Annotated in this window: 14 protein-coding genes; 8 read left to right on the top strand and 6 right to left on the bottom strand. The window is 66.5% G+C overall.

The window, feature by feature from the left end; genetic code table 11:
- Positions 1–6: 6 nt before the first annotated feature.
- Positions 7–243 carry a DUF6480 family protein gene (locus FBY30_RS05490; protein ID WP_142131746.1) on the top strand — a complete coding sequence of 79 codons (237 nt, stop codon included), beginning with the start codon at positions 7–9 and terminating at the stop codon, positions 241–243.
- 62 nt (positions 244–305) lie between these two features.
- On the opposite strand, the gene FBY30_RS05485 is transcribed toward FBY30_RS05490, so the two are convergent.
- From FBY30_RS05485 to FBY30_RS05475, 3 genes are all read right to left on the bottom strand, one after another.
- A complete protein-coding gene (locus FBY30_RS05485; RefSeq protein WP_235009345.1) occupies positions 306–1,367 on the bottom strand; it encodes an EAL domain-containing protein in 1,062 nt (353 codons plus the stop codon).
- Positions 1,368–1,538: 171 nt separating this feature from the next.
- Positions 1,539–3,089: a putative bifunctional diguanylate cyclase/phosphodiesterase gene (locus FBY30_RS05480; RefSeq protein ID WP_142131744.1), complete on the bottom strand. Its 1,551-nt coding sequence runs from the start codon at positions 3,087–3,089 to the stop codon at positions 1,539–1,541.
- Positions 3,090–3,109: 20 nt separating this feature from the next.
- Positions 3,110–4,795 carry an ATP-binding protein gene (locus FBY30_RS05475; protein WP_142131742.1) on the bottom strand — a complete coding sequence of 562 codons (1,686 nt, stop codon included), beginning with the start codon at positions 4,793–4,795 and terminating at the stop codon, positions 3,110–3,112.
- A 196-nt stretch (positions 4,796–4,991) separates the two neighbouring features.
- Here FBY30_RS05475 and FBY30_RS05470 point away from each other — a divergent pair, with 196 nt between their 5' ends.
- The 5 genes from FBY30_RS05470 to FBY30_RS05450 all read left to right on the top strand — a co-directional run bounded on the left by FBY30_RS05470 (position 4,992) and on the right by FBY30_RS05450 (position 9,009).
- Positions 4,992–5,765 (top strand): class I SAM-dependent methyltransferase, encoded by a 774-nt coding sequence (locus tag FBY30_RS05470; RefSeq protein WP_142134932.1) that lies wholly within the window; start codon positions 4,992–4,994, stop codon positions 5,763–5,765.
- Between the two features lie 159 nt (positions 5,766–5,924).
- Entirely contained in the window at positions 5,925–6,374 is a 450-nt protein-coding gene (locus tag FBY30_RS05465) for a hypothetical protein (protein WP_200830639.1), read from the top strand.
- 87 nt (positions 6,375–6,461) lie between these two features.
- A complete protein-coding gene (locus FBY30_RS05460) occupies positions 6,462–6,908 on the top strand; it encodes a hypothetical protein (protein ID WP_235009344.1) in 447 nt (148 codons plus the stop codon).
- 64 nt (positions 6,909–6,972) lie between these two features.
- The gene (locus FBY30_RS05455) at positions 6,973–7,782 is read left to right on the top strand and encodes an SDR family oxidoreductase (protein ID WP_142131740.1); all 810 of its coding nucleotides are present in this window, start codon (positions 6,973–6,975) and stop codon (positions 7,780–7,782) included.
- Positions 7,783–7,887: 105 nt separating this feature from the next.
- Positions 7,888–9,009: a glycerate kinase gene (locus FBY30_RS05450; RefSeq protein ID WP_142131738.1), complete on the top strand. Its 1,122-nt coding sequence runs from the start codon at positions 7,888–7,890 to the stop codon at positions 9,007–9,009.
- Here FBY30_RS05450 and FBY30_RS05445 read toward each other — a convergent pair.
- The 3 genes from FBY30_RS05445 to FBY30_RS05435 are packed head-to-tail and all read right to left on the bottom strand — an operon-like array spanning position 9,006 to position 10,598.
- Complete coding sequence (locus tag FBY30_RS05445; protein WP_142131736.1) at positions 9,006–9,356, bottom strand: LuxR family transcriptional regulator; 351 nt, start codon at positions 9,354–9,356, stop codon at positions 9,006–9,008. The genes FBY30_RS05450 and FBY30_RS05445 overlap by 4 nt on opposite strands.
- Positions 9,357–9,411: 55 nt before the next feature.
- On the bottom strand, positions 9,412–10,074 hold the full coding sequence (locus tag FBY30_RS05440; RefSeq protein ID WP_142131734.1) for a DUF6766 family protein: 663 nt from the start codon (positions 10,072–10,074) through the stop codon (positions 9,412–9,414).
- 2 nt (positions 10,075–10,076) lie between these two features.
- Complete coding sequence (locus FBY30_RS05435; RefSeq protein WP_142131732.1) at positions 10,077–10,598, bottom strand: DUF6328 family protein; 522 nt, start codon at positions 10,596–10,598, stop codon at positions 10,077–10,079.
- Between the two features lie 217 nt (positions 10,599–10,815).
- On the opposite strand from FBY30_RS05435, the gene FBY30_RS05430 reads away from it, so the two are divergent.
- Together FBY30_RS05430 and FBY30_RS05425 are read left to right on the top strand one after the other, a co-directional pair.
- A complete protein-coding gene (locus tag FBY30_RS05430; RefSeq protein WP_142131730.1) occupies positions 10,816–11,715 on the top strand; it encodes an SDR family oxidoreductase in 900 nt (299 codons plus the stop codon).
- Between the two features lie 54 nt (positions 11,716–11,769).
- Entirely contained in the window at positions 11,770–12,150 is a 381-nt protein-coding gene (locus tag FBY30_RS05425) for a hypothetical protein (RefSeq protein WP_142131728.1), read from the top strand.
- Positions 12,151–12,217 lie beyond the last annotated feature (67 nt).

Here is a 12,217-nt window from a genome sequence, read left to right as displayed (position 1 = left end):
GGCAGCATGAGCACTTACCATCCGGAAAATGACCCCGCGAATCCCGACCGTCCCGGGAAGGATAATGTTGGCGCCGCCCAGCCCCACCTCGCTGAGCAGCGCAGCAAAGAGTCGGGCAGTTCGCCGAACCCCGACCCTGCAGAGGGCAATGTCACCGGCTTGGAACCGGGCGGGGGAGTGCCGCCCGGAGAGACGCCACCCGCGGAGGACCAGATGAGCAGGGACCAGGGCCACTCCGAATAGTGCCTGGGTGTCCAGCTGCCGGCGGGCCTGCAGTCTGCCGGCAGCTGGCCCAAGGCACTTTGTCAGGACGCCGTTTTGCCCTGACTCTTCCGCGGCTCGCCCGGGCCGGCCAGGTGGCGCTCCAGGCCATCCATGTCCAGGCGCGTGTTCCAGTTGGCCCAGTCCTCGGGCCGGACGGAGGGCCGGCCCAGCAGGTAGCCCTGTCCGGCGCTGATCCCAAGTTCACTGAGGGCCTTCAGCTCGCCCACGGTCTCGATGCCTTCGGCCACCAGGGTTACGCCGATCTGGTCGGTGAAGTCCACCAGGCAGGACGCGAGGGCGTGCTGCAACCCGTCCTTGTCCACATCGGCGATGACGTTCCGGCCCACCTTGAGGAAATCCGGCCGCAGATGGATCATGCGGCTGAGCGCCCCCGCGCCGCTGTGGGTGTCATCGACTGCGACGCGCAACCCTTTTTCGCGCAGCGGATTAATCGCGGAAATAAACTGCAGGTATTCCTCTTCCGGGATATCCGCGGTCAATTCGAGCACCACCCGGTCGATGGAAAGCTCGATGTGGTCGAACAGTTCCGGCAGCCGCGGGTCCAGGCAGGACGTGGGCGAAATGTTCAACGAAACATAAAGGTTTTCCGGCAAATTGCGCGCCGCTGCAGCAGCGGACCCGAGCGCGGAAAACTCAAGGTTGGCCCCCAAACCCACGGCGGCTGCCTCGGCGAACCACAGTTCAGCGGCGGCCCCGTCGTCGCTGACGAAGCGGGAGAGTGCCTCCGCGCCCACCACGGTTTTTCCTTCGAGCCCATAGATGGGCTGGAACGCGGTCATCAGCATCTTGTTTTCGAGCAGGGCGCTGATCCGGGACGTGCTGCGGATAGCGTCCAACTGCTCAGCGAACTGCGGTGGCAGGGCGGGCGGCGTGAGGCGCATTTCCCTGGCCGTTTCCAGCGTCTCGACGGTATTGGCATCGCTCCGCCGGGTCTCGAGCAGGTACTCCAGCAGCGCCCGTTCGGGCACGCCGGGATTCTCGTCGAGGCTGTTGCTCAACCGCTGCCGGACAGCGGCTCCCGCAGGATCCGTATCCGCCAGGACAGCGGCGATTATTCCCCATGCCTGTACCCGAACCGACATTAGCAACGCCCCCAGTTGACGAAGTAATGACCCGATGGCCCAATTATGTTCAAATTTCCAAACGCCTTATAAAAGTACGGTGCTGAAAGACCCTGAATCGCGCGGCGGCGAAGAACCGGACACCGCACGCTGATCGTATAACGGCGGCTCCAAAAGCGCAGTAGTTTCGCGCTATTGGTTAGCGCTTTCCTGCTGGTCAGCGAGCAGTTCCGGTATCTGCTCCGGCGGCACCGGGCGGCTGAAGTAGTAGCCCTGGGCGCTCCGGCAGCCCAGATCCCGCAGGATCTGCGCCTGCTCCGCCGTCTCTACGCCTTCCCAGACCGCTTCCAGCCCGCACGCCCGGACCAACTGCAGCACCGCTGCCACAAGGGCCGGCTGGCTGGGGTCGCTCTCGAGGCCGGTGATCAGCGATCTGTCCACCTTGACCCGGTCCACCGGAAGGCGGCGGAGGTAGCTGATGGAAGAGTAGCCGGTGCCGAAGTCGTCAATTTCGATGCCCACGCCCAGGCCGCGGAGACCGCCCAGTGAATAGCGGTCCAACTCGTTGCCTTTGACGATGGCCACTTCCGTCAGTTCCAGGACCACCTGCTCCGGCTTGACCCCTGTGTCGTGGAGGGTGTTCCGCACGTCCTCAATAAACTGCAGGCTCTGCAGGTCCGTGGCGGAAATGTTGACGCGCACGGAGAAGGAGCTGTCCACCAACTCGGCGTCAGTCCAGCACCGGAGCTGCTTCACGGCAGTCCGGAGCACCCACAGGCCCAGTTCCGAGATCAGCCCGGCTTCCTCGGCAAGGGGAATGAACTCGTCAGGCATGATGAAGCCGCGGGTGGGGTGGTTCCACCGGACCAGCGCCTCGACGCCTTCAATCCGTCCCGTGGCAAGCTCCACCACGGGCTGGTAGTGCAGCGTCAGCGCGTCATTCTTGATGGCGGCCCGCAGGTCGTCCACCAACTGGCTGCGGAGCCGCCGCATCAGCAGCAACGCCGGCTCGAACCGGTGCAGCTTGTTTTGCCCCTCGGCCTTGGACGCGTACATGGCGACGTCGGCCTCCATCAGCATGTCCTCCGGGGTCTGGCCTTCGCTGCCCACGCTGAGCCCGATGCTGGCACCACAGCGCACGCTGCGGCCGGGCAGCTCAATGGGTTCATTGAGCGAGGCCAGGATGCGGTGCGCCACCACGGCGGCCTGGTCCGCCGACGCCGACGGCATGACGATGGCGAACTCATCCCCGCCCAGGCGGGCAACGACGTCGGACACCCGGACGGCGTTCCGCAGCCTTTCCCCCACGGTGACCAGTACCTGGTCGCCGGCCGTGTGCCCCATGCTGTCGTTGATCGATTTGAAGGCGTCGAGGTCCATCAGCAGGATGGCCGGGCCTTCTTCTGCCGATTCCCGGCCGGACCCCGACCGTGCCTCGAGGGCAGCGCGAAGGGCTTCGATCAGCGCCGAACGGTTGGCCAGGCCCGTCAGGGGGTCCTGCATGGCCATTTTCTGCATCTCGAGGTGTGCCTCGTGCAGGAGCTGGGTGCGGACCTGGACGCGCTGCTCAAGTTCTTCGTAAATGACCTGCAGGTCCTCGGCCAGCAGGTTGGTGCCCATGATGATGGCATCCAGCTCATCCCGGGCCGGTGAAACCTCGATGCGGGAGGTGAGGTCGCCGGAGGCCAGCCGGACAATGCCTTCCAGCAGCTGGGAAAGCCGGGGGTCGTCGTCGGTAAACATGGGCAGTCCTCCTTCGGCGCCTAGTTGGCCTGCACGCGGTCAGTCCTGAGGGGAAGGCAGACGGTGACCGTGGTCCCGGCGCCCAGGGTGGAGTCGACTTCGATGCGCCCGCCGTGGCGGTCCACGATGTCCTTGGAGATGGCAAGGCCCAGCCCCGTCCCCGGGATGGCACCGTTCATGGCGTTGGAGGCACGGTAGAACCTGGTGAAGACGTGGTTGATTTCGTCACTCGAGATACCGATGCCGGTGTCGGCAATCCGGACGGTGGCCCACTTGGAGCCATCCTCGGTGGCGTGGGATTCGCTGCCCACCTCGATCCGCCCGCCCTTGGGCGTGAACTTGATGGCGTTGGACACCAGGTTGGTGAACACCTGCTGCAGCTGCACCTCGTCGGCAAGGATTTCCGGATCCTCCGGCACCGGGTCCACCTCGATGGTCACATTTTGCAGCGTGGCCAATGGCCGGAGCGCCGCGGCCACCAGGTCCAGGGTGTGGCCCAGGCGCACCGGCGCCAGGTGCATCTCCGTGTTGTCCAGGCCGCCGCGCGAGACGCTGAGCATGTCCTCGATGAGCGTCCGGAGCCGCTCGGTGTTGCGGACCACGATGTCCAGCATCTGGTGGACTTCCCGGGACACCGGATGCTCGGTGCTCTCCTGGATCATGTCCAGGTACGCCATGATCGAGGTCAGCGGCGTGCGCAGCTCGTGGTTGACCGTGGCCAGGAAGTCCGTCTTGGCTTTATCGAGCTCGCGCAGCTGCTTCACCACCTGCTGCTGGCTGCTGATCAGGTGGCTTTGGATCAGGCCATAGGCGGCGTTGCCGGCCACGTGCTGGATCAGCCCCAGCTCAGCGCTGGACCAGGTGCGGGGCCGGTCCATCATGGCGATCCAGATGATGCCCAGGGAGGAATTCCCTTCGCCGATGGGCACTGCCAGGGTGGAGGCGGCTCCGGCGACCGCGGCCACGGGCTTGTCGTCTGTCCTGGGCTCGGCCTCGTTCCCTTCGGCGGAGAGGGTCTCGGTCCCCGCCCAGAGCGCGTCCGCCGTGACGCGGGCCTCGTCCTCCCCGGGAAGGGCATCCGCGGGCAGCTCCGCCAGCCCGGGCCGGTGCCATGCGGCCGTGATCACCGGGACCCGGTGGTCCTCGAAGGTGGCCAGGACTACGTGGTCCGCCTTGAAGGTCCGCCCGAATCCGGTAACGACGTGGTTGGCGATCTCCTGGGGATCGTTGGTGGCGCGCACTGCAGCCGAGACCTCGCGCAGCTGCCCGCGCAGCCCTTCGGCCTCCTGCCGGGAGGCGCGGCGCCGGGACACCTGCTCGATCAGCACGGAGGTCCGGTGCACCAGCTCCCTGGGCGCCGGCGGCTTGGTGATGCAGTCGTGGACGCCTGGCGCGTTGGCTGCGCGGATCTCCCGGGGATTGTCCAGGTCCACCATCACCAGGACGGGGACGGTGGAGGCTACGTTTGACAGTGCCGTGGACAAGGCAGCATCGGCGACGATCACCGAGGGTTCGGTGGTGCGCAGCAGGCCGGCGAGGCCAGCGCCGTCAGTTGCTTCGAAGACGCTGTACCCGGCGTCACGCAGTGCCTGGGTGTTGGTGGCCAGCCGGCCGGCGTCGGGATCGGCGACGACAGCGGTCCGGGGCAGGCGGGCGTCACTCGGCACAGCCGTCACGGTGCTCCCTTCCCTCCCAGTTGAGTACATTCTAGGGGGATGGCCGCCGGGCCGGTCTACCAGGGAGGAAGCCCGCTCCACCTCTCCGTTCCCGTCCCGGGTTCACGCGACGTGCGGCGTGGCGCGCCGTAATGTAGCCACGCTGGCCGCGGCTCCCAGCAAGGGAACATATATTTGACCCGTGTCCCCAACGAACTCATCATCCTCGGCCTGGCAGAAGTACCTGATGATCCCCAAACTCGTCAGGCTCTCCCGGAACGCCCCGAAGGACCGGCATAAGGCGTGGGACACCTACTGGGCCGGCATCACCGCCACGGGCCCGGGCGGGGAGGTCCTGTGGGACTCCGGCAGCGACCATGAGTTCCTTGGCTACAAGGACAGCCTCCAGCGCTACCTGGATCCCGCACTTCCCGTGGTGGACACCGGTTGCGGCCACGGTGGTTTTACCCGTGAGCTCGCCGGGATCTTTCCCAGGGTCATTGGCGTTGATGTCTCGCGGCACGCCATCGCCAGGGCGCGGGCGGAGTCGGCAGGCAGCAGCGCAGCATTTGAAGCACGGGACATGACGGCGGAGGATGCAGGCGCAGCGCTGGCCCAATCCATTGGGGCAGGCGACGACGGGGCGAACGTTTTCATCCGGGGCGTACTTCACGTCCTGGACCCCGGGCACCAGAGGGCACTCGTTGAAAACCTCTGGGACCTTGCCGGCCGCCGCGGCACCGTCTTCATGGCCGAAACAAATTTTCAGGGGAACCCGGTGGAGTACGTATCCCACCTCGGGGCCACCACCCGCGGCATTCCTGCGCCGTTGGAACTCGCCATCCGCGGCCTGCCCATGCCGGGGCACTTCGGGCCCGAAGAGCGCGAACGGGTGTTTCCGGCGTCGGCCTGGGAACTCCTTGAGGATGGCCACGTGGCCATCGAAACCAACCCGGCCACCGGTGTTCCGGGACAGGACCGGGTGCCCGGCTACTACGCGGTGGTCCGCCCGCTCCGGTAGGCGCTCCCCGTACCTCCCCTGCCTCCCGCGCAGGGTTTTGCCCCCCCGCCCCGCAAACCGTCCGCAAACTACCCTCCCCTCCCCTTGACAGGGGGTCCGCTCCGGAGGCTCCATAGTAAGTAGACTTACTAGTTGGCCCGAGGTGAAAGGAAGGCGGGCGTGGCAGAAGACAAAGGCAGCAGGAACCGCGAAGCGGATGGAAACGGGGGCGAAGAAGACCTCGGCGCAGGCCCCGAGGGCGGAAAGATCCGGCGTGGACCGGACTCCGCAAAGTCCCTGAAGTACTCGCAGGAAGTCACCTCAACCGAGGATGAGCCAGAGCGTGAAGGCCGCAGCCTGGCCACCACCCACCACGAAGTCATCAAGCGGTGGGCGGAGGAGCGCGACGGCGTGCCCGCCACGGTGGAGGGCACCGAACACGGCGACCACCTCGGAGTATTGCGGATCGACTTCGGTGGCAAGGACGACAAGCTCCGCCACATCAGCTGGGAGGAATGGTTTGACACTTTCGACTCCCGGAAACTCAACTTCATCTACCAGGAACAGCGCAGCGACGGCACCCAATCGAACTTCTTCCGGCTGGAAAACCCCAACCGGGAAGACGCCTAAGCCGCACCCGCGCCCCAGCGCTTGACGGCGCCGGATCATCCTCCGGCGCCACCGCCAACCGCCGGCGCAAGACCTACAGGACAAATCATGAGCAACCTCATTCCATCCGGCGCACTGCGCCGGATGCTGCTGCCCCCCACCTATGGGCGGCATGTCACCTCGGCCACCGAATTCACCATCCTTTCCGTGGAGGTGTGGGCCTCCGGCCTGGTGGTCAACATCCATTTGCCCTCGGATGACGCACCCGAACCGCGGCTCATCCTGCAGGACCACTTCGGCACCGAATACACCCTGCAGGAATCGGCCACCGTGGGTTCCCGCAATCTGCAGGTGTTCGCCCCGTCGGTGCCGCCGGGCACCAGGAGCCTGACCATCCGGTCCGCGGACGACTCCGACGGCCGGCCCGTGGTGACGTTCGCCGTCCCGCTGATGGCCGTCCCGGAAGCACCTGATGGTTCCGGGGCGGCGGTCCGGGATGACGTTGCCGAAACCGGCAGCGAGTCCTACCAGCCAGATTTGCGCCGCCCCGCCTGATCCAACGGCCCGCCCAACCGAGCGAGCCCAACCGACCGAGCCTAACCCAAACGAAAGGCCCGCCATGCCGGACACCAGCAACTTCGCCCCCACCACCGCCATCGTCACCGGCTCCGATTCCGGGATCGGCAAGGCCACTGCCGTGGCACTGGCCCGCGCCGGGATGGATGTCGGCGTCACCTGGCACTCGGACAAGGAGGGGGCGGAGGAGACTGCTCAGGAAATACGCGGCCTGGGGCGCAAGGCTGTGGTCCGGCAACTGGACACCAGTGAACTGCGCGACGCTGCGGGCGTCATCGACGAACTTGCCGAAGAGCTGGGCGGCCTGGATGTCTTCGTCAACAACGCGGGGACGGGGGCAAGCACCAAGTTCCTGGACATGGAAATCGACGACTGGATGCAGATCCTGGACACGAACCTCAATGGCGCCTTCGTCTGCTTGCAGGCCGCTGCGCGGCGCATGGTCAAGGCAGGCAAGGGCGGAAGGCTTGTGGCGGTGTCCAGCGTTCACGAGTTCCAGCCGCGCGTGGGCTCATCCGCCTACGACGCGTCCAAGCATGGCCTGGGTGGCCTCATGAAGACACTTGCCCTTGAGCTGGGCCAGTACGGCATCACGGCCAACACGGTGGCCCCCGGCGAGATTGCCACCCCCATGACGGGGCAGGAGGACCAGGATCCGACGGCGGCGGAGCGGCCCGGGGTGCCACTGGGCCGGCCGGGGAACGCCTGGGAGATCGCCAACGTCATCGCCTTCCTCGCCTCACCGGCCTCCAGCTATGTCACCGGCGCGGGCTGGGTTGTTGATGGCGGCATGCTGCAGATGGGACCGCAGGCGGGCTCGCACATCACCAGCCACGACTGGCGCGAGGCCTAGAGGGGTCCGTGCCGGGAGAGGCGCCGGCACGCTCCCAGTGGTCCCGGAGTCCACATCCCGGATCGGGCAAGCGCTTTCCCGTCAGGTGCTGGCATGATGGACGGCATGCGCATTCTTATCGCTCCGGACAAGTTCAAGGGGTCCCTGACGGCAGCCGAGGCAGCCGCGGCCATCGCCGAAGGGGCCCTGCGGGTGTACCCGGACGCCGTCGCCACCCAGTTCCCCATTGCCGACGGCGGGGAAGGCACGCTGGAAGCGGCCGTTGCGGCGGGCTATGAGGAGCGGCTGAACGCGGTAGTTGGCCCAATCCTGGCCCCGCTCGGCGCGGCCTGGGCCATCCACAAGGGCGACGGCAAGGTAACCGCGGTGATCGAGACGGCGCAGGCGTCCGGCCTGGCTGACATGGAACCAACCCCGGCCAACTCATTGCGCGCCCACAGCTACGGCTGCGGCCAGCTGATCGCCGCGGCGCTGGACGCCGGAGCCACCGAGATCGTCCTGGGCCTGGGCGGTTCGGCCATGACCGACGGCGGCAGCGGCGCCCTGCGGGCCCTGGGCCTGAAGCCACTGGACTCCGCCGGAAACGTGGTGCCCCTGGGCGGCGGCGCGCTGGCCGATGTGGTTGCCCTGGACGCGAGCGGGGTGGATCCGCGGCTGTCCGCCACCACCTTTCGCATCGCCGTCGACGTCCGAAACCCGCTGTACGGTCCCACCGGCGCGGCGCACGTCTTTGGGCCCCAGAAGGGGGCGGACCAGGACGCTGTGGAACTGCTCGACGCCGGGCTCCGCAACTGGGCATCAGTGCTGCGGGAGGCGACGGGCCGGGACGTGAACGTACCTGGCGCCGGCGCCGCCGGCGGCTTCCCGGCGTCGTTCCTTGCCTTCACCAACGCCACCCTGGAAGGCGGCTTCGCGCTGGTGGCCGGCCTCACCGGACTGGCGGACCAACTGGGCCAGGCAGACCTGGTGATTACGGGCGAAGGATCCATGGACTCGCAATCGCTCACCGGCAAGGCACCGATCGCGCTCGCCGACGCGGCCCGGGACCGCGGAATTCCTGTCATCGTGGTGGCGGGCAGGATCCAGGTGACCCTTGAGGAGCTCGCCGGTCACGGCGTGGAGGCGGCTGCCCAGCTGCTGGACGTGGCATCCAGCCCGGAAGACGCGGTGGCGAACGCCGGAAAATACCTGGCCTGGGTTACAAGCCAGGTACTTGAGGGCGCCTAGCCAACGATCGTGGTGTTGCGGCGGCGCCGGAAGAGCAGGATGGCGATCACCACCAGGACGGCCACGCCGGCGATCACCCACGGGGTGTAGTTAAGGCGCGTGTTCTCATTCTGGGCCGACTCGCCCGTGCCGGGGTTGGCCGGACCGGTGGACGCGGTATCCCCGGGAGAAGGCGTGGGAGAAGTGGCGGCCGCCCACGCAGCGCCTGTTGATCCCGAGGCCACCTGTTCCGGGACTGCGTGGCTGGCGGCGGATGCCGGTGCCGCCGCAGTGGCTGCGCCGGCCGGCAGGGCCGGGGCGGCCAGGAGCAGCAGGGCCAGAAGGGTGGTTCGCACGAAGGTTCGCATACAGTCTCTCCTTTTGGGTGGGGCTGGTCGGATTGGTGCTGGTTGGCTCGGGTGTTCAGGTGCCGGTTTCGTAGTGGGGTTCTGCCACGGGCTTTGACTCCGGGGACCCCTTTTGGCGCAAATAGACCGAGGCGCCCACCAGGACGCCCACGGCCAGGAATTCGCTTTGCCAGTTCTGGAAGGACTCGAACCAGAAGCGGCTGCTGCCCAGGTACTGCAGGAGGGTAATGGCCGGCTGGCCGTGGCTTTGCTGGTCCTGGTTGTACTCGTCCACCCCTCCGGCGGCGTGCAGGGCAAATGATCCAAGGAAAAGGGCGAAGAGCAGGATCGACAGGGAGTTCTCGTACAGCTTGAGCACTGCACCGCCGCGCCGGACGGGCCACGGCGTGGCCCTGCTGACAGCCACCTGCTGGGGGTCCTCATCCTGCGGCGCTCTCTTTCCCAGCGGTTTGGACTCACTTGATCCTTTTTGGAAGAGGAACACCGTGAGGACCACGTACATGGCCATCTGCAGGAACTCGGATTCCCAATTCTCAAAGGTGGCTTCCACGAAAGCGCCGGTGCCCAGGAACTGCAGGACCGAGACCGGCGGTTCCCCGTGGGCCTGCTGGTCCTCGCTGTAGGACGCGGCCCCGGAGAGGACCATGCCGACAAAGAAGACCAGGAAGCAAGCCAGGTTGGCGACCAGCAGGCCATGCTCTTTGGCCCATCTACGCATTTTCACTCCTTCTCCTGGGCGGGCGGGAGAATTTTCCCGCTGGCCAGTTTGTTCAGCCGAAGCGGGACGAATACCAGCATGACCACCATGACGCCCAGCAGAGCCCCGCCGGCGGTAACCCCTGCGGACCTTCCTGCCGCGACGTCGAACACCAGGGCGGCAGTACCGGCGCTTAGCAGGGCGATCCCGCCAAGGGCGATCTTGGTGATGGTGTCCGCGCTGGAAACCAGCATCTCCTTGAGCCGCTTCCGGAAGAGCCGCCGGTGCACGCTGACCGGGAGAAGGATAAAGGCCGTGGTCAGGGCGGCGATCACCACGTTGGTGAGGTAGAGGGCAACCTCCCAGTCGTCCAGCTTTTCGAAGCGCTGCTGGAACGGCAACGTCAGCAGGAAGCCGGCCAGGATCTGCACCCCGGTCTGGAGCACGCGCAGCTCCTGCAGGAGTTCCGCCCAGTTGCGGTCCAGCTGCTCCTCGCGGGTTTCATTCCGTCCCGTCCGGCCCGTGTAGTCCTCGACTTCGGACATTGGCCCTCCTTCCACTCCGGCCACGTCCAGGCCTTCTTTCTAATCCTCCCCTACCCAGAAACAAGGCCGACGTTGCGCCTGCGACCACATTTGATAAGTTTACTGATTATTACCTTGGGGTGGTGGACTTGGTCCGCCACTCCGGATAGCTTCGAAGGGCCGGAGCGCGGCGGTGCTCTTCCAACCGAACAGGTCAACCGACACAGGCAGGCGGACTATGAGCGACACGGACAAGCAGACAGACCAGCCGAAAGATCCGCGCGGCGGCTACCACTCCGGACCGTTCCCGGAGCAGGAACAGAAACAGCCCGGACTTACCGCGCCCATGGACCCCAAACCTGACCACGGGGAGCACAGCTACAAGGGGAACGGCAAGCTCGAAGGGAAAGCGGCGCTGATTACCGGCGGGGACTCCGGCATCGGCAAGGCCGCGGCCATCGCCTTCGCCCGCGAGGGGGCCGACGTCGCCATTTCCTACCTTCCCGAGGAGGAAGACGACGCCCAGGACACCGCGGAATGGATCCGGAAAGCCGGACGCCGCGCGCTCCTCTTTCCCGGCGACGGACGGGAAGAGGAATTCAGCACCCGCATCGTGGACGGGACCGTATCCGAGTTCGGCCGGCTCGATGTCCTGGTGCTGAACGCGGCGTACCAGAAGAACCGGGAGAGCCTGGAGACGCTTCCCACCGAGGAGTTCGACCGGGTCTTCCGCACCAACCTCTACTCGCTGCTGTGGTCGGCGCGGGCTGCGGTACCGCACCTGAAGGCGGGCGCCTCGATCATCACCACGGCCTCCATCCAGGCTTTCAACCCCTCACCCGGGCTTATCGACTACGCCATGACCAAAGCGGCACAGGTGGCATTCACCAAAGCCCTGGCCCAGGAACTGGGACCCAAGGGGATCCGCGTCAACGCGGTTGCGCCCGGCCCCATCTGGACACCCCTGATCCCCGCCACCGAGTGGCCGGACAAGCTCCCGTCCTTCGGCCAGGACACGCCCCTGGAACGCGCGGGACAGCCCGCGGAGCTGGCAGCCGCATACGTGCTGCTCGCCTCTGAGGACGGCTCCTACATTTCGGGTGCAGTCCTGCCGGTCACCGGCGGCAAGGGGCTGTAGTCCACAAAAGTTTCACCAGGCCAGCACCATCGGCAACGCACAACAGGAGGAAGCATGACGCAGGAAAACCAGCAGGCTGAACCCGAGACCGCACCGGGCGGCTACGGCACCCCCACCGCCGAACAGGAGGCGGCCGGCACGCAGGGGGGCCAGCAGTCCAGTGGCGGCGGCCAGCAGTCCGGCGGTGGCACGTCTTCGGGCGGTGTGGAGACCAACGAGCCGCAGTCGGGCACGGGCGGAGACCCGCTCTCGCACGATATGGACCTTCCCTCCAGCGCCGCGGACATCGATGAGTCGAATGACGATTCCCAGGGGTCGGCAGGGGTCTCATCCGAGTCCGGCCAGGAAGCCACGGGCATTCCCGACGGAAGCGGCAACGACCTTCCCCAGGAGGAATCCCCCAATGACGACGACGAAAGCTTCGACGCCGGATAAATCATCCTGAACCATAGGCCCCCGTTCCGCTGCCACCTGGCAGCGGAAGCGGGGGCCTTTTGCCGTT

The organism is Arthrobacter sp. SLBN-83 (assembly GCF_006715285.1).
In the GTDB taxonomy this organism is placed as follows: domain Bacteria; phylum Actinomycetota; class Actinomycetes; order Actinomycetales; family Micrococcaceae; genus Arthrobacter.
This window is presented reverse-complemented; position numbering and strand designations above follow the sequence as displayed.